Source organism: Oxalobacteraceae bacterium OTU3CAMAD1 (assembly GCA_024123915.1).
Taxonomy (GTDB): domain Bacteria; phylum Pseudomonadota; class Gammaproteobacteria; order Burkholderiales; family Burkholderiaceae_D; genus Rugamonas.
The window spans coordinates 425,667-449,329 of record CP099650.1; the positions used below are offsets into that span (position 1 = coordinate 425,667).

The following is a 23,663-nucleotide window of genomic DNA, read 5'->3' on the forward strand; positions in this document are numbered from 1 at the left end:
AGCAAGCCCGTATGGTATAGTGGCCCCTGTTGAATCAATGACTTAGAACACAGCCACATGCCAAAGAAGCCAGCAAGCAAAGCCGCAAAACCCGCAAAAGTACCGGTCCACGGTCCCCAGCACAGCAACCAGGTGCGCATCATCGGCGGGGCGTGGAAACGCACTCCGCTGCCGGTATTGAGCGCGCAGGGTTTGCGGCCGACGCCGGACCGCGTGCGCGAGACGGTGTTCAACTGGATCAACCATCAGCGCGACGCCAACTGGGCCGAGGCGCAGGTGCTGGATCTGTTCGCCGGCAGCGGCGCGCTCGGCTTCGAGGCGGCCAGCCGTGGCGCCAAGTCGGTCATGATGATCGACTCCAACGTGCCAGTCGTGCGACAGCTCGACGAAATCAAGACCAAGCTTAAGGCGGACAACGTGCAGATCATGCGCGGCGACGCATTGGCGGTGGCGCAATCTGCCGCCGCGCGCGGCCAGAAATTCGACCTGATTTTCCTCGATCCACCGTATCAGCAAGAGTTTTTGGAGCGCTGCCTGCCGCAGTGCACAAGAATCTTGAAAGAGGGCGGCCTGGTCTACGCCGAGTCCGGCGCGGCGCTGGAATTCGAAGCGGACGCGACGCCGGATTGGATGGCGCCATGGGAAGTGATCCGCGCCGACAAGGCGGGAATGGTATTCTTCCATTTGCTCAAGTTGAAGGCATTAGTGGCTTAGTAACAACTAAGTTGCAACCAATTCTGTGCAAACTGCCCGATATTAAGGCAAACATCGTTTTTCAGGCATAATGCGCGTTCTATATTGGTGCACTGCAGGGAGCCGCAATGGTAGTAGCCGTTTATCCAGGAACTTTCGATCCGCTGACCCGTGGTCATGAAGATCTGGTGCGTCGCGCATCGGGTCTGTTCGACACGCTGGTGGTCGGCGTCGCCGACAGTAAGAACAAGAAACCTTTCTTTTCACTGGAAGAACGCCTGACCATCGCCAACGAAGTGCTGGGCCACTATCCGAACGTGAAAGTGGAAAGTTTTTCCGGTCTGTTGAAGGATTTCGTGCGCGAGCACGACGCCCGCGTCATCGTTCGCGGCCTGCGCGCCGTGTCCGACTTCGAGTACGAGTTCCAAATGGCGGGCATGAACCGCTACCTGCTGCCGGACGTCGAAACATTGTTCCTGACGCCGTCCGACCAGTACCAGTTCATCTCCGGCACCATCGTGCGCGAAATCGCCGTGCTGGGCGGAGATGTCTCCAAGTTTGTTTTCCCATCGGTCGACCGCTGGCTGCAAAAGAAAATCGCAGCCACCCAGACCGAATAAGCGAGTTCCGTCATGGCCTTAATGATCACCGACGACTGTATCAATTGCGACGTGTGCGAGCCCGAGTGCCCGAACGACGCGATCTACATGGGCGCGGAAATTTACGAAATCAATCCGGACAAGTGCACCGAGTGCGTCGGCCATTTCAATGAGCCGCAATGCCAGCAGGTCTGTCCGGTCAGCTGCATCCCCTTCAATCCCGCCTGGCGCGAGACCGAAGAGCAGCTGCGCGCCAAATACGAGCACCTGCAGGCCGCCAAGGCCTGATCGCCATGCGACGCCGACAACTCATCAAGAGCTTGGTGGCTGGCGCCGTAGGGGCCGCCTGCGTCCAGCTGCCCGCGTTTGCGACCGTCGAGGTGGCAGGCGCCAAGTTCGACGACATCGCCACCGTGGCCGGCAAGGAGCTCAAGCTCAACGGCGCCGGGCTGCGCACCAAGGTCATCTTCAAGGTGTATGCGGCCGGTCTGTACCTGGCCGAAAAGAAAACCACCGTCCCCGACGTGCTCGGCGCGACCGGCCCGCGCCGCGTCAGCATCGTCATGCTGCGCGATGTCAGCTCGGATGATTTCGGCAAGTCCTTCATGGAAGGCTTGAGTTCGAACACCGACAAGATCGAACGCACCCGCATCCTGCCGCAGACGATGAAGTTCGGCGAAGTGTTCGCGCAGATCCAGACGCTGAAAAAAGGCGACCAGATGCTGCTCGACTGGATACCGGGCGAGGGCACCCAGTGCTATCTGAACGGTAAAAAGTTGGGGGAGTTGATGCCGGATGTTGCGTTCTATAACGCCGTGCTGCGTATCTGGCTGGGCGACAAGCCGGTGGACAGCTCGCTCAAACCCGCCCTGCTGGGCGAGCGGTAAAACCAAACCCGCATCCTTTTAGCGATACGCTAGCCTTACCGCTTAGGGGTCTGACCCCATACGGGGTCAGACCCCGGTTGGCCGTGCGGGTTTAGAAAATCAGGCGCGCGAAGCCATCGCGCGCAGCTCGGCGGCATGGCTCGCACCGCATTCGCTGGTGTTGAGCATGCGCTTGAGCATCATCGCATCGCGCATCTGACGGCGTTGCAGGCGTTCTTCCTTGGTCAACTTCGGTTTTACGATCAGCATGGCCGCGCGCGCGACGCCGCGCAGCAGCGGTTTGAACAAAACCAGCAGACCCACGGTGACAACGGCGACCAGCGCCAGCTGTATAGCGGTGATGAACGAAAGAGCTTGCAGTACTGAGATGATGGTAGACATGATAGACCGGTGCATTTAGAATCAAGTTAACTATAGTGCAGCGCAACATAAGTATCCAATTTACTTCCACGATAACAATTATTCGTTTGGTGAATGGCGAAGTTTATCCTTGACGAGAAATCCGTATTTCTCGATACTGTCTTATCCTATTTTCATACTACCTGAGCCAACATGAGCTTTTTGACGCTGGACTTGAATTTGTTACGCGTCTTCGACGCCGTGATGACAGAACAAAATCTGACACGCGCGGCCGGCCATCTGGCCATGACCCAGCCCGCCGTCTCGAACGCGATCAAGCGTCTGCGCGAGAGCCTGGGCGACGAATTGCTGATACGCACCGCCTACGGCGTCAAGCCGACGCCGCGCGCCGAATCGCTGTGGCCGTCCGTGCGCAGCGCGCTGGCCAGCCTGGAGGCTGCCGTGGCGCCGGAGACCTTCGACGTTTCCGCCGCCCACGCGACCTTCCGCATGGCGATGGCCGACGCCACCGCCGCCTTCTGGCTGCCGTCGCTGATGCGTTCAATCGAAGTGGAAGCGCCCGGCGTGAACGTGCGCATGGTGCCATTGACCACGCGCGAACCGCGGCCGATGCTGCTGCGGGGCGATATCGACCTGGCGGTTGGCTTCTTCCCTGGTGTGGCGGCGCAGCTGTCGTACGAGACGGGTTCGCCGATCCGCCATGAGCGACTGTATTCCGGACATTACGTTTGCGTGATGCGGCGCGACCATCCGCTGGCCAAGGTCGAGCTGAACCTGGATAACTATTGCAAGGCCAATCACCTGTTGGTGAGTTTCTCGGGCCGCGCGCATGGTCTGGTCGACGAGGCGCTGGCGCAAATCCAGCGCGAGCGGCGGATTTTGCTGACCGTGAACCAGTTCTTCACGGCGGGGAGGGTGGTGGCGAACTCGGATCTGATCACCGTGTTGCCGCGTCACTTGATCGCCTCGACGGGCATGACCGACGCGTTGATCGCCAAGGAATTGCCGTTCCAGCTGCCGGCGGTCCACCTGGACATGCTGTGGCACGAGCGCGATGCGCGCAGCCCGGCGCACAAGTGGCTGCGTATGCATCTGGAAGGCATGAATCAGGTGGCGGCGCGGACCGCGCCGGGCAGCTCGCCGAAGAAAGACACCGCCTGATTGCTCGCTCGGGCGTTTAACCCGCAAGGCGGCGCACAGGGGTCGTACCCTGCGGGTACGACCCCGCCTTTCGGGGTTACCGCGCGGCTCAATCCACGGCTAACCCGCCCAGTCGATCAGTGCTTGGTGCTGGAGCGGTATCCGATCCGGAAACCACCCCAATGCTTGCCGTTGACATAAATCGGCGCCGACAGGTCGTGCATCACTTCCCCCGTATCGCGCTTATACGTCTGCAACAAAAACGGCTTGATGTTCGAGCCGCAACGCTTGCCCGTGCGATCGCTGAAAATCCGCTTGGTGCGATTGTTGACGATATCGACGTCATAATTCCCAGTCAACGGCTGCGAAAACTTCTTGTTGTGGGTGGGGAAATAGCCGTTGTTATCCACAGCACCCGCGTAAGCCAGCTGCGGCATGGACACCAGCAGCGCCTCCTGCAATGAAGGCAGCACGCGATCCGTAAAATCATCGAACCTCGTCTTATGCTTGGGAGGATCGGTATTCGGAATCGGCGTATAAGTCCGGTCGAACAACGCATCCCGGGTAATCTTGCCCGACGACAGCGCCGCTTCGAAAATCCTGCCCACTTCCTGCGCCGCCTGCTGCGCGGCATGCCGGATCGCATCGTGCGACGTGGCGATCGACGACTCGCCCAGCGCGCCCGTGATGACCTCGGCCCGCTCGGCCAGCGCCATCGCCGAACTAGCGGCGCGCGGCAATTCCTTCTCCGTGGATAACAGACTGTCGCGGATGCTGGCGATCGCCGCCGCGATTTCCTCGGTGGTGGCGACATGCTCGCGCGACGCCCGGGCGATCTGGCCGATCTCGTCTTCCGAGACGCCGGAGGAACGCTCGATATTGCCCAGCAACCCGTGCACCTTCTCCACATTGCCGGCCGCTTCGCTGACCTGCACCGCCAGCGACGTCATGCCGGTGGCGGCTTGTTCCGCTTGCTGGTTGATCTCGCGCACCATGGTGCTGATCTCGTCGGTCGCTTCCTTGGTGCGCAACGCCAACTGGCGCACCTCGCTGGCGACGACGGCAAAACCGCGTCCCTGTTCACCGGCGCGCGCCGCCTCGATGGCGGCATTCAGCGCCAACAGGTTGGTACGGGCGGAAATCTCGCTGATCGCCTCGGTGAAACCGTAGATCTTGCGGGAATTGGTTTGGAGGCTGGTCATGACGGACGCGGCCGTCTGGGCGTCCTGGCGCGCGGTGCGGATGCGTTGCAGGCCGTTGTCCGCCTCGCTGCGGCCGGCGACGGTCTCGCCACGCACCTGGGCGGCGATTTTGGCGGCGCGCTCGGCGTTGGCGGCGATGCGCTCGGTGGTCGCGGCGTTTTGCGCCGAGCTCTGGACAATGCCGCCGGCGGTGCCGACATCGAGCTCGATCTTCTTCTTAACGGAATCGACGAAGTAGGAGGTTTCCGCCGCGCCGATCATGATGGCATCGATTTCAGCGCCGACGGTCTGGGCGAAGCGGCGCACGCCGCCCTCGTCGTTGTCCTGGCGCGCCGCCCACCAGGAGATCAGCGCGCCGGCCAGCGCCGCCGGCGCCGCCGTGTAGATCAACGAGGCTTTGTCGCCCGCAGCCAGATTGAACAAGTACGCCAAGCAAGTCCCGCCAGCCGTAGCGCCCAACAACCATAATCCACGTTGCACCAACTTATGCTGCAAAAGCTTCATTTGTCCCCCGTTGAACCCGACGCTATGGTGCGTAGCGACTAATTTATTTCCTACATACTACTTTATAGGTAACTTGGTGGTATTCTTGACTTCTTCCATCACGGCATAAGTGTGGGTTTCCCGCACACCTTTTTGGAGCAGGGTTTTACCCAGGAATTCGCGGTAGGCGGCCATGTCCTTGACCCGGGCTTTGACCAGGTAGTCGAAACCGCCGGCGACCATGTGGCATTCCAGCACTTCCGGAATGACCTGGACGCTGTGTTTGAAGGCGTCGAACACTTCGGGCGTCGTGCGATCGAGCACGACTTCGATGAAGACGAGCAATGAAACGTCAAGCAGCTGGGGATTCAGTTGCGCGGTGTAGCCCATGATGTAGCCGGACTCGTGCAACTTGCGCACGCGCTCCAGGCAAGCGGCCGGTGACAGATTTACCCGCGCCGCCAGCTCCACGTTGCTGATGCGACCATCGCTCTGCAACTCCATCAAGATTTTTTTGCTGATCTTGTCTAACATTTCCGGGGACTCCCAAATAAATATTATTTGGTTAAATTGTCTCACTAAAAACAATCTATTGCTAGCCCCCTGTAATACCAGAATTAATCCAGAAGAATTCACTTTACAATCGAATCATCAGCAGTTCACGATTCGAGACCACGATTCAACCTCAATTCACGCTCTCAAGCTACCCGCTTGCAGAGCGTGTTTTTGTAAGTGGACGCTCCTAAATTTCTATTCTGAGAGTCATTCATGCAAGCAGCAGATCCGACCGTTTTCACCCCCTTCGCAGCGTTACAAGCAGAAATCCTGCGCGACCCGATTCCATTGCGCGCAGCAGTGACGGCGGCCTACCGGCGCGACGAAGTGAGCGCGGTTCAGTGGTTGTTGGATCAGATCAAAAACAACGACGCCAATAGCTTGCAACAGGCGCAGCAACTGGCGCATAAACTGGTCAGCTCGGTACGCGAACAGCGCACCCGCGCCTCCGGCGTCGACGCCCTGATGCACGAGTTCTCGCTATCGTCGGAAGAGGGTGTCGCGCTGATGTGCCTGGCCGAAGCACTGTTGCGTATTCCCGACAATGCCACCGCCGACCGCCTGATCGCCGACAAAATCAGCAAGGGCGACTGGCGCAAGCACCTGGGCGAGTCGCCGTCGCTGTTCGTCAACGCGGCCACGTGGGGTCTGCTCATCACCGGCAAACTGGTCAGCACCAACAGCGAGACCGGCCTGGGCTCGGCCTTGACCAAGCTTATTTCCAAAGGCGGCGAGCCGCTGATCCGCAAAGGGGTCGACCTGGCGATGCGCATGCTGGGCAATCAGTTCGTCACCGGCCAGACCATCGACGAAGCCATCAAGAATGGCCAGGGCAACGAGGCGCGCGGTTATCGTTATTCATATGACATGTTGGGCGAGGCGGCGCTGACCGAGGCCGACGCCAAGAACTACTATGCCTCCTACGAGACGGCGATCCACGCGATCGGCAAGGCTTCGAACGGGCGCGGCATCAAGAACGGTCCCGGTATTTCGGTCAAGCTGTCGGCGCTGCACCCGCGTTACAGCCGCGCCCAGCGCGCGCGCGTGATGGAGGAATTGCTGCCGCGTATGCGTCAACTGGTGCTGCTGGCCAAGCACTACAACATCGGCCTGAACATCGATGCGGAAGAGGCCGACCGCCTGGAACTGTCGCTGGACCTGATGGAGGCGCTGGCTTACGACCCGGAACTGGCCGGCTTCGAAGGCATCGGCTTCGTCGTGCAGGCGTATCAGAAGCGCTGCCCGTTCGCGATCGATTTCCTGATCGACCTGGCCAAGCGCAGCGGCCGCAAATTCATGGTGCGCCTGGTCAAGGGCGCGTATTGGGATGCGGAGATCAAGCGCGCCCAGGTGGACGGCATGAGCGGCTATCCGGTCTACACGCGCAAGGTCTACACCGACGTTTCCTATCTGGTGTGCGCGCAAAAGCTGCTCGGCGCAACCGACGTAATCTATCCCCAGTTCGCCACGCACAACGCGCAAACCTTGTCGACCATCTACACCTGGGCCAAGCGCGACGGCGTGACCGACTACGAATTCCAGTGCCTTCACGGCATGGGCGAATCGCTGTACGACCAGGTCGTCGGCAAGGACAACCTGGACAAGCCGTGCCGTATTTACGCGCCGGTCGGCACGCATGAAACCTTGCTGGCCTACCTGGTGCGCCGCCTGCTGGAGAACGGCGCCAACTCGTCGTTCGTCAACCAGATCGTCGACGAGGCGATTCCGATCGAATCGCTGATCAAGGACCCGGTCGCCCAGGCGCGCGAGCAGGGCGGCCAGCCGCACGCCGGCATTCCGCTGCCGCAAGCGATGTTTGGCGCTGAGCGCAAGAACTCGGCAGGCTTCGACCTGGCCAACGAGGACGTGCTGCGCGAGATTTCGGCGGCGCTGGCCGTGCCGCGCACCTGGTACGCGTCGCCGCTGCTGGCGGGCGGCGTCAGCGTCGGCCAGCCGGTGCAGGATGTCAGCAATCCGGCCCAGCATAGCGATATCGTCGGCAAACTGGTCGAAGCGACCACCACCGACGTCGACAGCGCGCTGATCAGCGCCAGCAATTTTGCGATGGATTGGCAGACCACCCAGCCGTCCGAACGCGCCGCCGCGTTAAACCGCGCCGCCGACCTGTTCGAAGCGAACGCGATGGAACTGATGACCCTGGCGATCCGCGAAGCGGGCAAGTCGTTGCCGAACGCGATCGCCGAGCTGCGCGAAGCGGTCGATTTCCTGCGTTACTACGCGGCCGAAGTCGCCGGTTCGACCAATACCCTGGCCTTGGGTCCGGTCACCTGCATCAGCCCGTGGAACTTCCCGCTCGCGATTTTCACCGGCCAGGTCGCCGCCTCGCTGGCGGCGGGCAACGTGGTGCTGGCCAAGCCGGCCGAGCAAACGCCGCTGATCGCGCACCGCGCGGTCGAGCTGCTGCACGAAGCGGGCATTCCGCGCGCCGCGCTGCAATTCCTGCCTGGCCGTGGCGAAGTGGTCGGCGCCGCGCTGACCGCCGATCCGCGTGTGAAAGGTGTGATCTTCACCGGCTCGACCGAAGTGGCGCAGCTGATCAACCGCACCTTGGCCAAGCGTGCGGCCGCCGAGAACATCGAGATTCCGCTGATCGCCGAGACCGGTGGTCAAAACGCGATGATCGTCGATTCGTCGGCCTTGCCGGAACAGGTTGTTCAGGATGCGATTTCGTCCGCCTTCGACAGTGCCGGCCAGCGTTGCTCGGCGCTGCGCGTGCTGTTCCTGCAGGAAGATATCGCCGACAAAACCATCAAAATGCTCAAAGGCGCGATGCTGGAGCTGAAAGTCGGCTGTCCGGACCGCCTGGTGACCGATATCGGCCCGGTCATCGACGCCGAAGCGCAGCAAAACCTGCTGGCGCACATTAACAAGCTCAAGGGCACAGCGGTGAATTACTTCTCGCTGGATCTGCCATCAAGCGTGATTACCGCCGGTACTTTTGTTCCGCCGACGGTACTGGAGATCCGTTCACTGTCGGAACTGACGCAAGAAGTCTTCGGCCCGGTTCTGCACGTGATCCGCTACAAGCGGGCCGATCTGCCGAAACTGGTCCAGCAAATCAACGAAAGCGGTTTTGGCCTGACCCTGGGCATACATTCGCGCATCGATGAAACGATCGACTACATCAGCTCGAACGCGCATGTCGGCAATATCTACGTGAATCGCAACATCGTCGGCGCGGTTGTGGGCGTGCAGCCATTTGGTGGCGAAGGCAAATCCGGCACCGGCCCGAAAGCCGGCGGTCCGCTGTACTTGAAGCGTCTGCAGCGCGGTGCAACAGCAACGCCGCAACACCAGCACGACCGCCAGGCGACGCCCGCGCTGGACGCCCTGACCGCCTGGGCGCAAAAGCACGGCCGCGATGGCATCGCCAAGCTGGCCGATCAGTACAGCCGCACGACGATGCTGGGCAGCCTGACCGCCTTGCCGGGCCCGACCGGCGAGCGCAACACGCTGGCGTTGGTGCCACGTGGCGCGGTGGTTTGTGCCGCAGGCACCCAGGACGGCCTGCTGAACCAGCTGGCCGCCGTACTCGCCACCGGAAATATTGCCCTGCTCGCAGGCGAGACGGCCAAGCTGGTGCCAGGAGATCTGCCGGCGACAGTGAAGGACCGCATCAAGCCAGTGGCCGATTTAAACGGTTTCGAAGGCGATTTCCAGATCGCCCTGGTGGAATCGATGCTGGCCGGCAGCTTGTACAGCCAACTGGCGGCCCGTAGCGGGGCGCTGGTGAGCCTGATCGACACGAACGAGGATGGGGCCATCCCCCTGTGGCGTTTGCTTGCTGAGCGGGCTCTGTGCGTCAACACGACCGCTGCGGGCGGCAACGCCAGCCTGATGACGCTCGAAGCGTAAGAAACCAAGCTGTGAATACGAAGGGCCGGGATAAAACCCGGCCCTTTTTACATCCGTTGCTTTTACGGCTTGCAGAAGTTGTGGATAACCTCGAACGCGTAGCGCGATGCTACGGTTTTGATGAAATGCATGAAGTCGACGGCGGCGTCGTCATTGGCATTGTCCGAGATCGTTCTGATCACCGCGAACGGGATGCCAAGCTCAAAACACACTTGCGCGACGGCTGCACCTTCCATTTCCACTGCTAATAATTCAGGCAATCCGGCTTTGATGGCCTGGATTTGCGCCAATTTTCCGATGAACTGGTCGCCGCTGGCGATCAATCCACGATGCACACGCGTGGTTTTCGCGGCTGCGATGGCCAATCTTTCCGTCAAGGCGACGTCGGTGGCGAAGTGAGATAGCCCCGTTAGCGGGATTTCAAACTGCGGAAACAGTGGGCTGGCATCGAAATCATGCTGAACCAACGCTTCCGCGACGACGATATCGCCCACTTTGACGTTTCTATCCCCGCTTCCAGCGACGCCGGTGAAGACGATGTGGGTAACTCCGAACTTTTCCACAAGGATTGCGGCTGTCATCGCCGCTGCGACCTTGCCTATACGCGACAGAACGCACACAGCGTCGATTTCCCAGAGTTTCCCGGTCGTGTACTCCCTCATGCCATGGACGTGCTTGTAGGGGCTCTCAAGGGCTTCTATCAGCCCATGCTGTTCTTCAGCCAACGCACTAATGATGCCTAGACGCATATCTTTTTCCTGTTTTTCGAGTGGTGGCTGTGGACTTCTTGCTAGTTCTCCACAGTGCGAAGCTAAAAACGGTCGATTTTAAGGCGTTTTTTGCTGTGTAAACGGGTCTTTGCCCACGAAGAGGGCCTCAGATTTCGTCAGAAATCTGCGCTTTTTCGGGTTTTCGGGGTGTTTTTCGCTTTTCATGGTTTAGTAGTTTACAAAGATATATATAAAAAATAGTAGTAGTAGTAAACGGGCATTTAGCTGTGGATAAGTTCTGTATACGTTTACGAATCATCGGTTTACGCGAAAGATAAGCACTTGCATAAGCGCTGTACCATTTGCAGAGCAATTCTGTATAAAATGTCGGCCCTTGGATAACTTCGTGCTTACTCACAACTCATCCTGTGGATATCCAGTAAGTTATTCACAGGTAGCACGGTTTTGCAGTGTTTTCTGAGCTTTTCAGCAACATCAACTACGGCTACAGCCCCGAGATCTCATCTAAACCACGTAGGGCGGATTAGCGAAGCGTAATCCGCCAGGATCCGTCGGCGGCTCGTCGATGGCCGATTACGACCTTCGGTCTAATCCGCCCTACGTGTCTCCAGAGTAATTTTTGTTTTGCAGGTCATCAGCTTGCTAAGCAACCTTCATCTTTCTTGCTGGGACCTCTTTTTTTGAGACAAACGGCTTCAGGCGCTTGCGCCTCGGTTTTTTGGGGTTTTCTTCGAGCCGCGTGAACTATGGTTTACTCTAAAGATGTATATATAAAAATAGTAGTAGTTGTTAACGTAGACACTTTTCTGTGGATAAGTCCTCATTTTGGATTAGAATCAGGCGTTTACGAACTTCATAAGCAGGCTCGTAAGCCGTGTATGACCAAAGAACTGTTTTGGGATAAGAAAACAGCTCTCCAGAAATTTTTTGTTTACTCACATATCGTGCCTGTGGATATCCATAGACTTATCCACAGGGGTAAGTGGGCATTAAAGTGAGAAATATGATGAATCTGACATCCGTTTTTCCCCATCCAATCATCCAGGGGCCTACCGCAGGCGGGCCCAACACCCCGGCCCAAGTCGCCGCCGTCTCCAATGCCGGAGCGCTCGGTTCTCTGGCTTGCTCCTTACTTTCTCCAGCAACGATCCGCGAACAAACCGCACAAATCCGTGCGTTGACGGAGAGACCGTTCTGCCTCAACTTCTTCGTTTTGGAGACTCCGCAGCCGGACCCGGTCGAAATAAGCAGGGCTGTCGAATGGTTGAAACCGCTGTGGTCGTCGCTTGGGTGGACCGAGTTACCCACACCGGCCAAGTGGTGCGAGGACTTCGCCGCCCAGTTCGAGGCGCTGATCGAACTGCGCCCGGCCGTCGCCAGCTTCACTTTTGGCATCCTGAGCGCCGAACAAATCCAGCGTTTGCACGACGCAGGCATTGTCGTGATCGGCACAATCACCCATGCCCAGGAAGCCATCGAATGGCAGAGCAGGGGCGCCGATGCGGTGATCGCTTCCGGCACCGAGTCGGGCGGCCATCGCGGCACCTTTATCGGCGCGCAGGAAGACGCGACATTGAAAACGTTCGAGCTGTTGCCGAAAATTGTGGCGGCGGTGGATATTCCCGTCATCGCCGCCGGCGGCATCATGGACGGCGCCGACATCAAACGGGCGCTGGACATGGGCGCGCAGGCCGTTCAGATGGGAACCGCCTTCCTGGTGACCGACGAATCGGCAATTAATCCACACTACAAACAACGGTTGTTGACTGCCGGCGACCATCCGACGCGTCTGACCCGCACCTTTTCCGGCCGCTACGCGCGTGGATTGGTGAACCGCGTGATGCGGGATCTGGAGCCGGTCGAAACGCAATTGCCGGCATATCCGATCCAAAACGCGCTAACCTCGCCGATCCGCGCCGAAGCCGCCAAACGCGGCGATACCGAACTGATGTCGCTGTGGTGCGGCACCGGTGTCGCACGCGCCAGGCCGATGCCCGCCGCCAAGCTTGTTGAAACATTGCTATCGGAGATGAACGCAGCGTAGACTAAGCCTCAGACCGCCGAGAGAGCCCAACGCCCCGGCATACCGAGTCATCCTTGGAGGAGCAGTTTTTGGAATCAGCAGGCGACTACGATTACATCATCATTGGGGCAGGCTCGGCTGGCTGCGTATTGGCAAACCGTTTAAGCGCCGACAGAAACGTCGACGTCCTGCTGATCGAGGCGGGCGGCAGGGACGATTATGTGTGGATCCACATCCCGGTCGGCTATCTGCATTGCATCGACAATCCGCGCACCGACTGGATGTTCCGCACCGAAGCCGACGCCGGCCTGAACGGGCGCAGCCTGCTTTACCCGCGCGGCAAAGTACTGGGCGGAAGCTCGTCCATCAACGGCATGATTTACATGCGCGGCCAGGCGGAAGATTACAACCGCTGGGCCGAGCTGACCGGTGACACTAGCTGGCGTTGGGACCAGGTGCTGCCGCTGTTTAAAAATAGCGAGGATTATCACGGCGGCGCTTCCGAAGAGCACGGCGCCGGCGGTCCGTGGCGCGTGGAAAAACAGCGCCTCTCCTGGCAGATACTGGACGCGTTCCGCGATGCGGCCGAACAAACCGGCATCGCGAAAGTCGACGATTTCAATCGCGGCGACAACGCCGGCTGCGGCTATTTCGAAGTCAATCAAAAACGCGGCATCCGCTGGAACACGGCGAAGGCTTTCCTGAAGCCGGTGTCGGGCCGTCCCAATCTGACGGTCATGACCGGCTGCCACGTGGAACGATTGCAGATCGAAATGAGCGATCAAGGTCCCGTGTGCAAAGGCGTGATTTTCACCGGTGGCGGCGCCAAGTACCAAGCGATGGCCGCGAAAGAAACCGTGCTGGCCGCTGGCGCCGTTGGTTCGCCGCATATTTTGCAGTGCTCGGGCATCGGCTCGGCCGCGAAGCTGCTTGATCACGGTATCGCGCCGCTGGCGGAGCTGCCCGGCGTCGGTGAAAACCTGCAGGATCATCTGCAGCTGCGCATGGTCTACAAGCTCGGCGGCGGTGCCCGCACCTTGAACACGATGGCGTCGAACTGGTTCGGCAAGATGAAGATCGGCCTGGAGTATGCAATGTTCCAGAGCGGGCCGATGTCGATGGCGCCGTCGCAGCTGGGCGCGTTCGCGCGCTCCGATGCCAATCAGCCGACACCCAATCTTCAGTATCACGTGCAGCCCTTGTCGCTGGAAAAATTCGGCGACCCTTTGCACGCCTTCCCCGCGTTCACCGCCAGCGTGTGCAACCTGCGTCCGACATCGCGCGGCCATGTGCATATCGCCGGCGCCGATTCGTATGCGCCTCCCAAGATTTCGCCGATGTATTTGAGTACCGCCGAGGACCGCAAAGTGGCGGCGGCGGCGCTGACGTTGACGCGCCAAATCGTCGCGTCGCCCGCGCTGAACAAGTTCGCGCCGGAGGAATACAAGCCCGGCATCCACTACCGCACCGAGGAAGAACTCGCGGAGGCGGCAGGCCATATCGGCACCACCATCTTCCATCCGGTCGGCACCTGCAAGATGGGCCGCGCCGACGATCCCACCGCCGTCGTCGATAGCCAATTGCGTGTCATCGGCGTCGCCGGTTTGCGCGTTGTGGACGCATCCATCATGCCCTTCATCACCTCTGGTAACACCAACTCCCCGACGATCATGATCGCCGAAAAAGCTTCAGAAATGATCCGTTCAGCCTGGAAATGATGGGACCGCTTGTTAGCGTTAGATCAAAAGTAAGTAGTAGTTATACTGTATTGTTAGCTAATTTTTTACTCTGTATGATCTAAAAAAATTTAGTACCTTGAACCATAGAAGCAAGGGAGACAGGATGTCCGGTGTTATCTTGGAAACGAAGAACCTGACCAAGCAGTTCAGAGGTTTTACTGCGGTCAATGACGTCAATTTGAAAGTGCAGCGCGGTCATATCCACGCGCTGATCGGCCCCAACGGCGCCGGTAAAACCACATGCTTTAATCTGCTCACGAAATTCCTGGTGCCGACTTCGGGCCAGATTCTGTTTAACGAAAAAGACATCACCGCAGCGAAGCCGGCGCAGATCGCCCGCATGGGTGTGATTCGTTCGTTCCAGATTTCGGCGGTGTTTCCCCACCTGACGGTGCTGCAGAATGTCCGCATCGGATTGCAGCGCCAGCTGGGGACGAGCTTCCATTTCTGGCAGAGCGAGCGGGCTTTAAACAAGCTCAACGACCGCGCGATGCAGTTGCTGGCCGAGGTCGACCTGACCGAGTTCGCCGACACCGTCACCGTCGATATGCCTTATGGGCGCAAGCGCGCTTTGGAGATCGCCACCACGTTGGCGATGGAGCCGGAGCTGATGCTGCTCGATGAGCCGACGCAGGGCATGGGACACGAGGACGTTCACCGCGTAACCGACCTCATCAAAAAAGTGTCGGCCGGCCGCACCATTTTGATGGTCGAACACAATATGAAAGTCGTGTCCGGCATCTGCGACAAGATCTCCGTTTTGCAGCGCGGCGCCATGCTGGCCGAGGGCACCTACGCGGAAGTGTCGCGTAATCCGCAAGTGATGGAAGCGTACATGGGCACCGAAGCCGCCGAGCTCGAAGGAGCCCACTGATGACGGCCGCCCTGCAAATCTCCAACCTGCAAACCTGGTACGGCGAATCGCACATCCTGCACGACGTCAACCTGACGGTGCAGCCCGGCGAAGTGGTCACCTTGCTGGGCCGTAACGGCGCCGGCCGCACCACCACCTTGCGCGCCATCATGGGATTGACCGGCGCGCGCAAGGGCTCGATCAAGATCAACGGCGTCGAGGCGATCGGTTTGCCGACGCATAAGATCGCCCACCTCGGCGTTGGCTATTGCCCCGAGGAGCGCGGCATTTTCGCCTCGCTGTCGACCGAGGAAAACCTGTTGCTGCCGCCGCAGTTGTCGACCGGCGACAAGGGCATGTCGATCAAGGAAATCTACGCGATGTTCCCCAACCTGGAGGAGCGCAAGCACAGCCAGGGCACCCGCCTGTCGGGGGGCGAGCAGCAGATGTTGGCGGTGGCGCGCATCCTGCGCACCGGCGCGCGCCTGTTGCTGCTCGATGAAATTTCGGAGGGCCTGGCGCCGGTCATCGTGCAAGGCCTGGCGCGCATGATCACCACCCTCAAATCGAAGGGCTACACCATCGTCATGGTGGAACAGAATTTCCGGTTCGCCGCGCCGCTGGCGGACCGGTTTTATGTGATGGAACACGGTCAGATCGTCGAGACTTTTGTTTCATCGGAATTGAGCGACAAGATGCCGGTACTGACCGAGCTGCTTGGCGTGTAGAAAATTACTTCATCGTTCTGTGACTATACAAATCGAAATCACGACTATTCGAACGGAGACAAAATGAAACTCAAAGCTATCACCATCGCCGCCACCGCCGTCTGCGCGCTAGGCCTGTCCTTTGCCGCGCAAGCCCAGGTTTCCGGCGACACCATCAAGATCGGCATGATCACCGACATGTCCGGCCTGTACACGGATATCGACGGCGCCGGCGGCGCCGAGGCCATCAAAATGGCGATTGCGGATGCCGGCGTCGTCCTCGCCGGCAAGAAGGTGGAGTTCATCTCCGCCGACCACCAGAACAAGGCAGACATCGCCGCCTCCAAGGCGCGCGAATGGTTCGACCAGCAGGGCGTCGACATGCTGATCGGCGGCACCAACTCCGGCGCCAACCTGGCCATGGCCAAGGTCGCCGCGGAAAAGAAAAAGGTCTTCATCTCGATCGGCGCCGGCTCGGCCCGCTTGACCAATGAGGAGTGCACGCCTTACACCGTGCACTACGCCTACGACACGATCGCATTGGCGCGCGGCACCGGCGGCGCCATCGTCAAGCAGGGCGGCAAGAACTGGTACTTCATGACCGCCGACTACGCCTTTGGCCAGTCGCTGGAAAAGGATACGTCGGACGTGGTCAAGGCCGCCGGCGGCAAGGTGATGGGTTCGGTCAAGCATCCATTGTCGGCGTCGGACTTCTCGTCCTTCCTGCTGCAGGCGCAGTCGTCGGGCGCGCAGATCCTCGGCCTGGCCAACGCCGGCGGCGACGCGATCAACTCGATCAAGGCCGCCAACGAGTTTGGCATCACCAAGAAGATGAAACTGGCCGGCTTGCTGATCTTCATCAACGACGTCCACTCGCTTGGCCTGAACCTGACGCAGGGCATGTACCTGACCGACGGCTGGTACTGGGACCAGAACCAGGAAACGCGCGATTGGTCGAAGCGCTACTTCGCCAAGATGAAGAAGTCGCCGTCGATGTTGCAGGCGGCCGACTACTCGGCCGCCGCCAACTACCTGAAAGCGGTCAAGGCCGTGGGTACGGACGACGCCGACAAGGTCATGGCCCATCTGAAGGCCAACAAGATCAACGACATGTTCGCCAAGAATGGCGTGATCCGTCCGGACGGCCGCATGGTCCACGACATGTACCTGATGGAAGTGAAAAAGCCTTCGGAATCGAAATATCCGTGGGATTACTACAAGGTCGTGGCCACCATTCCGGGCGACCAGGCATACGCCACCAAGGCCGAAACCAAATGCAGCCTGTGGAAATAAGCTGAGTTGTGCACAGGGCCGGCGCAGCGCCACTCCGCGTGGCGAGGCGCCGGTCCGTTCCTTGTGTTCGTTCTTGTTCTTGTCCTTGTTTTTGTCCTCGTACTCCGCCTCGCCGTCCGGCCAGGTGCTCTTTAGACTGTGATCTCATGGAAATTTTCGGCTATCCCTTGAGCGTATGGATGAGCCAGCTGCTGCTGGGGCTGGTGAACGGCTCCTTCTACGCGATGCTGTCACTCGGCCTGGCCGTCATCTTTGGCCTTCTCAACGTTATTAACTTTTCCCACGGCGCCCTGTACATGATGGGTGCCTTCGTGGCTTGGATGGGGATGACTTATTTCGGTCTGAACTATTGGACCATGCTGCTGCTGGCGCCGCTGATCATCGGCGTGTTCGGCATCGTTATCGAAAAGACCATGCTGCGCCACCTGTACAAGCTCGATCATTTATACGGCTTGCTGCTGACTTTTGGCATCACCTTGCTGATCGAGGGCGTGTTCCGCTCCTTCTACGGCGTCTCGGGTCAGCCGTTCCAGGTACCCGACGCGCTGGCAGGCGCCACCGACCTCGGCTTCATGGTGATGCCGAACTACCGCGCCTGGGTGGTCGTGGCGTCCGTTGTCGTCTGCCTGGCCACCTGGTACGTGATCGAAAAGACCAAACTGGGCGCCTATTTGCGCGCCGGCACCGAGAATCCGAAGCTGGTGGAAGCGTTCGGCATCAACGTGCCGCTGATGGTCACGCTCACCTACGGCTTCGGCGTCGCTTTGGCGGGCTTTGCAGGGGTGCTGGCGGCCCCGATCATCCAGGTGCAGCCCCTGATGGGTCAGAACCTGATTATCGTCGTATTCGCCGTTGTGGTGATCGGGGGCATGGGGTCGATCATGGGTTCGATTCTCACCGGTCTCGGCCTGGGCGTGATCGAAGGCTTGACCAAGGTCGTGTATGCGCCGTTTTCGTCGACGGTCGTGTTCCTCGTGATGGTGGTCGTGCTGCTGATCCGTCCCGCTGGTTTGTTCGGTAAAGAAAAATAGGAGGGACGATGGACAAGAAAATTGGTTATACGATCGCTTTGGCAATTGCCCTGGCGGCGCCGTTCGTCGGCTATCCGGTGTTCCTCGCCAAGCTGCTGTGCTTTGTGCTGTTCGCCTGCGCCTTCAACCTGCTGATCGGCTTCACCGGCCTGCTGTCGTTCGGCCACGCCGCCTTCTTCGGCGGCGCCGGCTATGTGACCGGCAATGCGCTCAAGGTGTGGGGCTGGCCGTCCGAGCTGGGCATCCTGGCCGGCGTCGTCGGCGCCGCCTTGCTCGGCCTGGTGATGGGCGGCCTGGCGATCCGTCGCCAAGGCATTTACTTCTCGATGATCACCCTGGCGCTGGCGCAGATGGTGTTCTTCGGCGCCCTCAGCGCCGGCGAGTTCACCGGCGGCGAGGACGGCCTGCAAGGCGTTCCACGTGGAAAACTGCTGGGCATGATCGACTTGTCCAACGACACCACGTTGTACTTCTTCGTGCTGGCCATCGCCGTGCTGGCGTTCGCGCTGATCGTGCGCATCGTCCACTCGCCGTTCGGCCAGGTGCTCAAGGCGATCAAGGAAAACGAACCGCGCGCCATCTCGCTGGGCTATGACGTCGACAAGTACAAGCTGCTGGCTTTCGTGCTGTCGGCCGCGCTGGCCGGTCTGGCAGGCGGCACCAAGGTGCTGGTGCAGGGCTTCGAGACCCTGACCGACGTCCACTGGACCATGTCGGGCCTGGTGATCCTGATGACCTTGGTGGGCGGCATGGGCACCCTGGCCGGTCCTATTCTGGGCGCGGTGATCATCATCATGCTGGAAAACAAACTGGGCGACTGGGGCATCTACCTGACCCAGGTCACCGGCATCGAATGGTTCAACACCATCGGCGAAGCCGTGACCATGGTGATCGGCCTGATCTTCATCGTTTGCGTGTTGTTATTCCGCCGCGGAATCATCGGCGAAATTGTCGCCAAGCTCGGCAATAAGAAGCCTGCATGATCTAGCACAGACGCCGGGCGTTCTGCCCGGCGTCCTTTTCAAATCGAGAGTAAATTTTTTTATCCGGCCTCGGGCCGGATTGGGGGTAGTCCGTCTGTTGCTTTGAGTCTTACTGGAAGAAGAGGATGACATGCATACGAAGAAAATCACGCTGGCGCTGGCCGGCATCGCATTGACCGCTTGCGGCCATCACCACGATGAGCCCGAAATCATCAACGAGCGTCCGAGTTATCTCGGCACCATCACCGCGAAAACCTACGACGGCGTCAGCGACGATTTGCTGACCGCCGGCCTGGGGGCGACCGGTCTGGCCGGTGCGCTGCCGGCTTACGCAGACCCCCTGAACCCGACCCCGGCCGAACTGCGCCGCAACGCCATCTACGCCAACTACCGCGCCATCCAGGACATCAGCTCGGCCGCCGGCTACGGCAGGCTGTACGGCCCGAATGTGGACGTCAACGGCACGCCGACGACCAGCGAGGGCAAGATCGCAGGCAGCGAGTTCATCGCCTACGCCGACGACGGCAGCGGCAACAAGAATGTCACCCTGATGGTGCAAATACCGGCCAGCTTCGACGCCAACAATCCCTGCATCATCACGGGCGCGTCGAGCGGTTCGCGCGGCGTCTACGGAGCCATCGGCACGTCCGGCGAGTGGGGCCTGAAGAACAAGTGCGCGGTCGCCTACAGCGACAAGGGCTCGGGCACCGGCCTCTACACGTTCGACGACGACAGCGTGAACCTGCAAAACGGCGTGCGGGCCACGCGCACGGCGGCAGGCAAGAACTCCAACTTCACGCCGATACTGAGCGACGCCGACCGCGCGGCCTTCGCCGCCACCAAGCCCGGACGCATCGCTTTCAAGCACGCCCACTCGCAACAGAATCCGGAAAAGGACTGGGGCAACCACACCTTGCAGGCGGTCGAGTTCGCGTTCTACATGCTGAACGAGCAGTATGGCCGCTACGCCCGGGACAACACGCGCCATGTGGTGCGCTTCACGCCGACCAACACGATCACGATCGGGTCCAGCATCTCCAACGGCGCCGCTTCGGCCTTGCTGGCGGCCGAGCAGGACACCAAGGGCTTGATCGACGGCGTGGCCGCCAACGAACCGCAGATCCAGCCGCGCACCGCGACCGGCTACTCGATCCGCCAGAACGGTGTGCCGGTGACGGGGCAGGGCAAGTGGCTGATCGATTACTCCACCTATGCCGCGCTATACCAGCCGTGCATCGCCTCCACGGCGGCGGCGCCCGGCCGCTGCACGGCGCTGGTCGCCAAGGGCTTGTTGACCGGCGCGGACCTTGCGGCGCAGCAGGAGGACGCCCGCGCGCGGTTGAGGGCTTACGGCTGGCTGCCTGATTCCGACGTGCTGCAGGCCTCGCACGCGCTGACGACGGTGCTGGTGGCCGTGACCTACGCCAACGCCTATGGCCGCTTCTCGGTGACCGACCAGCTGTGCGGATTCACGTTCGCGCCGACCGACGCGACCGGTTCGCCGGTGCCGTTCACGCCGGCGCAGCGCGCCACCAGTTTCGCCACCCAGAACGGCATCATCGGCACGCCGATCTACGAGGCGTCGGTGGGCGGACCGCGCGCGTACAACCTTGGCGTATCGCCGAGCACTAATCTGGCCGACCAATCGCTCGACGGCTTCCTGTGCCTGCGCGCGCTGGCGACCGGCATCGATCCGGTCAACGGCAACGCGCTGACCGGCACCTTGGCGGAGCAGAGCGCACGCGTGCGTTCCGGCGCGGCCGAGTTGCTGGCGACCGGCAATCTGCATGGCAAACCTGCGATCATCGCCGCCGGCCGCAGCGACACGTTGATGGTGGTGAATTTCAATTCGCGCGCTTACCTGGGCTTGAATGCCCTGGCCGAAGGGCCATCGAGCAAGCTGCGCTACATCGAGGTGTTGAACGCCAACCACTTCGACGCCTTCACCAGCGTCTTCCCGCAGAACATCGTGCCGCTGCACATCTATCTGTTCCGCGCGCTAGATGCAATGATGGCCCACCTGCGCAACCCGAGCGTTCCGCTGCCACCGTCGCAGGTGGTGCGCACGGTGACGCGGCCGGACGCGACCACGCCGATGACCGTGGCCAACGTGCCGCCGTTCGTGCAGGCGCCCGCACCGGGCAACCTGATCAACGTCAGCGGCACGACGGTGGATGTTCCTCAGTAAGGTTGTTGTTGAAAGCGGCTGCGTTTAGAAGGCGGCCGCATAAATCGCCCTCGCATCGTCGCGCGTGACGGTGCGGGGGTTGTTCCCCAACAGACGGGTCTGGAGCATGGCGTCATCCGCCAGTTGATCCAGATCCGTTTCCTTTATGCCGACCTGCTGCAAGGTCCGCTCTATCCCCGTGATGGCGGCTATTTGTTGCATCGCAACAACCAGGGCTTCCGCGCGCGCCTCCGCACTGCCGCTTGCTTCCGGCACGACGATCTCCGCCAGCTCCGCATACAGGCCCGCCGCCGCCGGCAGGTTGAAGCGCAGCACGTGCGGCAGCACCAGCGAATTCGACAAGCCGTGTGGCACGTGGAACGTGCCGCCGATCGGATAGGCGAGGGCGTGCACCGCCGCCACCGGAGCGTTGGAGAATGCCTGTCCCGCCAGCATCGCCCCCAACAGCATGGCCTGACGTGCGGCCAGATTGCGGCCGTTCTCGCAAGCGGGAATCAGGTTGGCCGACAGCAGACCCAACGCTTTGCGCGCCAGGATGTCCGACAGCGGGTTCTTTTTGTGGCGGCTGGTGTAGGCCTCGATTGCGTGGACCATGGCGTCGATGCCGGTCGCTGCGGTGACCAGCGGCGGCAAGCCCAGGGTCAGTTCGGCATCGAGCAGGGCCATGTCGGCGTACAACTGCGGAGCGACGACGCCCATCTTGGTGGTGGCGCCGGTGGTGACGATGGCGATGTTGGTCACCTCGGAACCGGTGCCGGCGGTGGTGGGGATCTGCACCAGCGGCAGGCGGCTGCCCTTGACGTTGCCGATGCCGTAGATGGCGCCGATCTCCTGGTCGCCGCCGGCCAGCACGGCGATGAGTTTGGCGACGTCCATCGAGCTGCCGCCGCCCAGGCCGATGACAATGTCGCTGCGATGTTGGCGTGCCGCGCCGACGGCTTCGAGGACGATCTGCTCGGGCGGGTCGGCGACGACGTTGGAGTAGATGCTGACGTCGATGCCGGCCGTCTGCAGGCTGGCGGCGGGGGCGTCCACCAGTCCGGTTTTGAGGAAGCCGGGATCGGTGACGAGCAGGGCGCGTTTGACGGTGGGGAAGCGTTGGGCGATGTGCTCACCGAGTTTGTTTGCGGCGCCCAGTTCGGAGACGATGTGGGCGACGGTGCTGAAATTGAATGCCGGGAAATCGTTCATGGTTGTGGTCCGTGACGTGGTGGATTTCACGTGGAAGCTTACATGATGGCAGGGCACTTTGGGAGACGTGGGGTATGTCGGCTTTAACCCGCACTACGGTCGGAGGGGTCGTACCCCGTATGGGGTACGACCCCGGGGGCTTGCGCTTTGCGGGGTGGATGCGCCAACGCAACGACCTCAACTTCTTCCGTACAATGTGGCTTTTGCGAGTTGGGATATACGGGTCATGGTTGAGTATGCGGTGTTGGGTGTGGCGGCGTTCAGCGCCGGGTTGGTGGACGCGGTGGTCGGTGGCGGGGGACTGATACAGCTGCCAGCGATGTTTTCGATATTTCCCAACATGGCGCCGGCCACGATCATCGGCACCAACAAGCTGGCCAGTATCGCCGGCACCAGCGTTGCGGCGGTCAGCTACGCGCGTCGTGTCGCCATCGCCTGGACAGTCGCCGCCCCGGCCGCCTTCGCCGCGCTGGTCTTCTCCTTCTTCGGCGCCTATACCGTCACCAAGGTTTCGCCTGACTTCTTCCGCACAGTGCTGCCGGTCGTGCTGCTTGCCGTGGCCATCTACACCTTCGCCAAGAAGGACTTCGGTAGCGTGCACGCGCCACTGCATACCGGCCGAAAGGAGCAGACGCTGGCGCTGCTGATCGGTTCCGGCATTGGGTTCTACGACGGCTTCTTCGGACCCGGCACCGGCAGCTTCCTGGTGTTCCTGTTCGTGCGGATCTTCGGCTTCGACTTCCTCGGCGCGTCAGCCGTAGCCAAGATTGTCAACGTTGCCTGCAACCTCTCGGCACTGGTGTGGTTTGGTTACAGCGGCCACCTGATCTGGCAACTGGGCGCCATGATGGCCGTGTGCCAAGTGGCCGGCTCGATCATCGGCACCGCGCTGGCCATGAAACATGGCAGTGGATTTGTCCGCAAACTGTTCCTGGTGGTAGTGTCCATATTGATAGTGAAGACCAGTTACGACTCCTGGATACGTTGGTAGATTGTTCCACGTGGAACAGTGGAGACCACAAAGGGGATGCTTGTTTGATGACAAGCATCCCTTTTTTTTCATTGTTTCACGTGGAACAATGATGCCAATCAGACGAAAATATTTTGCCTAAAAAAGTCGCAGCTCCCA

Annotated in this window: 20 protein-coding genes; 15 read left to right on the forward strand and 5 right to left on the reverse strand. The window is 60.5% G+C overall.

The window, feature by feature from the left end; genetic code table 11:
• Positions 1-57 precede the first annotated feature (57 nt).
• The 4 genes from rsmD (at position 58) to NHH88_01715 (ending at position 2,179) form a co-directional block, all read left to right on the forward strand.
• Complete coding sequence (rsmD, locus tag NHH88_01700) at positions 58-714, forward strand: 16S rRNA (guanine(966)-N(2))-methyltransferase RsmD (protein USX14539.1); 657 nt, start codon at positions 58-60, stop codon at positions 712-714.
• Positions 715-821: 107 nt separating this feature from the next.
• Positions 822-1,313: a pantetheine-phosphate adenylyltransferase gene (gene coaD, locus NHH88_01705; protein ID USX14540.1), complete on the forward strand. Its 492-nt coding sequence runs from the start codon at positions 822-824 to the stop codon at positions 1,311-1,313.
• A gap of 12 nt (positions 1,314-1,325) precedes the next feature.
• Positions 1,326-1,580, forward strand: coding sequence for a YfhL family 4Fe-4S dicluster ferredoxin (locus NHH88_01710; GenBank protein ID USX14541.1), 255 nt, complete (start codon positions 1,326-1,328; stop codon positions 1,578-1,580).
• A gap of 5 nt (positions 1,581-1,585) precedes the next feature.
• Positions 1,586-2,179 (forward strand): chalcone isomerase family protein, encoded by a 594-nt coding sequence (locus NHH88_01715; GenBank protein ID USX14542.1) that lies wholly within the window; start codon positions 1,586-1,588, stop codon positions 2,177-2,179.
• Positions 2,180-2,278: 99 nt separating this feature from the next.
• On the opposite strand, the gene NHH88_01720 is transcribed toward NHH88_01715, so the two are convergent.
• Entirely contained in the window at positions 2,279-2,560 is a 282-nt protein-coding gene (locus tag NHH88_01720) for a hypothetical protein (GenBank protein USX14543.1), read from the reverse strand.
• Between the two features lie 171 nt (positions 2,561-2,731).
• Here NHH88_01720 and NHH88_01725 point away from each other — a divergent pair, with 171 nt between their 5' ends.
• Positions 2,732-3,700: a LysR family transcriptional regulator gene (locus NHH88_01725; GenBank protein USX14544.1), complete on the forward strand. Its 969-nt coding sequence runs from the start codon at positions 2,732-2,734 to the stop codon at positions 3,698-3,700.
• Between the two features lie 116 nt (positions 3,701-3,816).
• Here the strand turns inward: NHH88_01725 and NHH88_01730 are convergent, their stop codons facing one another.
• Together NHH88_01730 and NHH88_01735 are read right to left on the reverse strand one after the other, a co-directional pair.
• A complete protein-coding gene (locus NHH88_01730; protein USX14545.1) occupies positions 3,817-5,385 on the reverse strand; it encodes a methyl-accepting chemotaxis protein in 1,569 nt (522 codons plus the stop codon).
• Positions 5,386-5,442: 57 nt separating this feature from the next.
• The gene (locus NHH88_01735; GenBank protein USX14546.1) at positions 5,443-5,898 is read right to left on the reverse strand and encodes an Lrp/AsnC ligand binding domain-containing protein; all 456 of its coding nucleotides are present in this window, start codon (positions 5,896-5,898) and stop codon (positions 5,443-5,445) included.
• A gap of 234 nt (positions 5,899-6,132) precedes the next feature.
• Between NHH88_01735 and putA the strand changes: the two genes are divergently transcribed.
• Positions 6,133-9,795 carry a trifunctional transcriptional regulator/proline dehydrogenase/L-glutamate gamma-semialdehyde dehydrogenase gene (gene putA, locus NHH88_01740; protein USX14547.1) on the forward strand — a complete coding sequence of 1,221 codons (3,663 nt, stop codon included), beginning with the start codon at positions 6,133-6,135 and terminating at the stop codon, positions 9,793-9,795.
• A 62-nt stretch (positions 9,796-9,857) separates the two neighbouring features.
• On the opposite strand, the gene NHH88_01745 is transcribed toward putA, so the two are convergent.
• On the reverse strand, positions 9,858-10,544 hold the full coding sequence (locus NHH88_01745; protein USX14548.1) for a 5'-methylthioadenosine/adenosylhomocysteine nucleosidase: 687 nt from the start codon (positions 10,542-10,544) through the stop codon (positions 9,858-9,860).
• Between the two features lie 988 nt (positions 10,545-11,532).
• Between NHH88_01745 and NHH88_01750 the strand changes: the two genes are divergently transcribed.
• The 8 genes from NHH88_01750 to NHH88_01785 all read left to right on the forward strand — a co-directional run bounded on the left by NHH88_01750 (position 11,533) and on the right by NHH88_01785 (position 21,343).
• The gene (locus NHH88_01750) at positions 11,533-12,570 is read left to right on the forward strand and encodes a nitronate monooxygenase (protein ID USX17506.1); all 1,038 of its coding nucleotides are present in this window, start codon (positions 11,533-11,535) and stop codon (positions 12,568-12,570) included.
• Between the two features lie 68 nt (positions 12,571-12,638).
• On the forward strand, positions 12,639-14,267 hold the full coding sequence (locus NHH88_01755; GenBank protein USX14549.1) for a GMC family oxidoreductase N-terminal domain-containing protein: 1,629 nt from the start codon (positions 12,639-12,641) through the stop codon (positions 14,265-14,267).
• A 124-nt stretch (positions 14,268-14,391) separates the two neighbouring features.
• Positions 14,392-15,162: an ABC transporter ATP-binding protein gene (locus NHH88_01760; GenBank protein USX14550.1), complete on the forward strand. Its 771-nt coding sequence runs from the start codon at positions 14,392-14,394 to the stop codon at positions 15,160-15,162.
• Positions 15,162-15,869: an ABC transporter ATP-binding protein gene (locus NHH88_01765; protein USX14551.1), complete on the forward strand. Its 708-nt coding sequence runs from the start codon at positions 15,162-15,164 to the stop codon at positions 15,867-15,869. Before NHH88_01760 ends, NHH88_01765 begins: the two co-directional genes overlap by 1 nt.
• Positions 15,870-15,932: 63 nt before the next feature.
• Positions 15,933-17,141: an ABC transporter substrate-binding protein gene (locus tag NHH88_01770; GenBank protein ID USX14552.1), complete on the forward strand. Its 1,209-nt coding sequence runs from the start codon at positions 15,933-15,935 to the stop codon at positions 17,139-17,141.
• A gap of 146 nt (positions 17,142-17,287) precedes the next feature.
• A complete protein-coding gene (locus NHH88_01775) occupies positions 17,288-18,172 on the forward strand; it encodes a branched-chain amino acid ABC transporter permease (GenBank protein USX14553.1) in 885 nt (294 codons plus the stop codon).
• Between the two features lie 8 nt (positions 18,173-18,180).
• Positions 18,181-19,155, forward strand: a complete 975-nt coding sequence (locus tag NHH88_01780; GenBank protein ID USX14554.1) for a branched-chain amino acid ABC transporter permease — start codon at positions 18,181-18,183, stop codon at positions 19,153-19,155.
• A gap of 130 nt (positions 19,156-19,285) precedes the next feature.
• The gene (locus tag NHH88_01785) at positions 19,286-21,343 is read left to right on the forward strand and encodes a D-(-)-3-hydroxybutyrate oligomer hydrolase (GenBank protein USX14555.1); all 2,058 of its coding nucleotides are present in this window, start codon (positions 19,286-19,288) and stop codon (positions 21,341-21,343) included.
• A 24-nt stretch (positions 21,344-21,367) separates the two neighbouring features.
• Here the strand turns inward: NHH88_01785 and NHH88_01790 are convergent, their stop codons facing one another.
• Positions 21,368-22,534 carry an iron-containing alcohol dehydrogenase gene (locus tag NHH88_01790; GenBank protein ID USX14556.1) on the reverse strand — a complete coding sequence of 389 codons (1,167 nt, stop codon included), beginning with the start codon at positions 22,532-22,534 and terminating at the stop codon, positions 21,368-21,370.
• 226 nt (positions 22,535-22,760) lie between these two features.
• Between NHH88_01790 and NHH88_01795 the strand changes: the two genes are divergently transcribed.
• Complete coding sequence (locus NHH88_01795; GenBank protein USX14557.1) at positions 22,761-23,525, forward strand: TSUP family transporter; 765 nt, start codon at positions 22,761-22,763, stop codon at positions 23,523-23,525.
• Positions 23,526-23,663: the final 138 nt, after the last annotated feature.

Excerpts from the sequence above, each read along its gene's own strand:
- rsmD (USX14539.1), top strand. The coding sequence starts at position 58 with ATGCCAAAGAAGCCAGCAAGCAAAGCCGCAAAACCCGCAAAAGTACCG.
- coaD (USX14540.1), top strand. The coding sequence starts at position 822 with ATGGTAGTAGCCGTTTATCCAGGAACTTTCGATCCGCTGACCCGTGGT.
- NHH88_01710 (USX14541.1), top strand. The coding sequence starts at position 1,326 with ATGGCCTTAATGATCACCGACGACTGTATCAATTGCGACGTGTGCGAG.
- NHH88_01715 (USX14542.1), top strand. The coding sequence starts at position 1,586 with ATGCGACGCCGACAACTCATCAAGAGCTTGGTGGCTGGCGCCGTAGGG.
- NHH88_01720 (USX14543.1), bottom strand. The coding sequence starts at position 2,560 with ATGTCTACCATCATCTCAGTACTGCAAGCTCTTTCGTTCATCACCGCT.
- NHH88_01725 (USX14544.1), top strand. The coding sequence starts at position 2,732 with ATGAGCTTTTTGACGCTGGACTTGAATTTGTTACGCGTCTTCGACGCC.
- NHH88_01730 (USX14545.1), bottom strand. The coding sequence starts at position 5,385 with ATGAAGCTTTTGCAGCATAAGTTGGTGCAACGTGGATTATGGTTGTTG.
- NHH88_01735 (USX14546.1), bottom strand. The coding sequence starts at position 5,898 with ATGTTAGACAAGATCAGCAAAAAAATCTTGATGGAGTTGCAGAGCGAT.
- putA (USX14547.1), top strand. The coding sequence starts at position 6,133 with ATGCAAGCAGCAGATCCGACCGTTTTCACCCCCTTCGCAGCGTTACAA.
- NHH88_01745 (USX14548.1), bottom strand. The coding sequence starts at position 10,544 with ATGCGTCTAGGCATCATTAGTGCGTTGGCTGAAGAACAGCATGGGCTG.
- NHH88_01750 (USX17506.1), top strand. The coding sequence starts at position 11,533 with ATGAATCTGACATCCGTTTTTCCCCATCCAATCATCCAGGGGCCTACC.
- NHH88_01760 (USX14550.1), top strand. The coding sequence starts at position 14,392 with ATGTCCGGTGTTATCTTGGAAACGAAGAACCTGACCAAGCAGTTCAGA.
- NHH88_01765 (USX14551.1), top strand. The coding sequence starts at position 15,162 with ATGACGGCCGCCCTGCAAATCTCCAACCTGCAAACCTGGTACGGCGAA.
- NHH88_01770 (USX14552.1), top strand. The coding sequence starts at position 15,933 with ATGAAACTCAAAGCTATCACCATCGCCGCCACCGCCGTCTGCGCGCTA.
- NHH88_01775 (USX14553.1), top strand. The coding sequence starts at position 17,288 with ATGGAAATTTTCGGCTATCCCTTGAGCGTATGGATGAGCCAGCTGCTG.
- NHH88_01780 (USX14554.1), top strand. The coding sequence starts at position 18,181 with ATGGACAAGAAAATTGGTTATACGATCGCTTTGGCAATTGCCCTGGCG.
- NHH88_01785 (USX14555.1), top strand. The coding sequence starts at position 19,286 with ATGCATACGAAGAAAATCACGCTGGCGCTGGCCGGCATCGCATTGACC.
- NHH88_01790 (USX14556.1), bottom strand. The coding sequence starts at position 22,534 with ATGAACGATTTCCCGGCATTCAATTTCAGCACCGTCGCCCACATCGTC.
- NHH88_01795 (USX14557.1), top strand. The coding sequence starts at position 22,761 with ATGGTTGAGTATGCGGTGTTGGGTGTGGCGGCGTTCAGCGCCGGGTTG.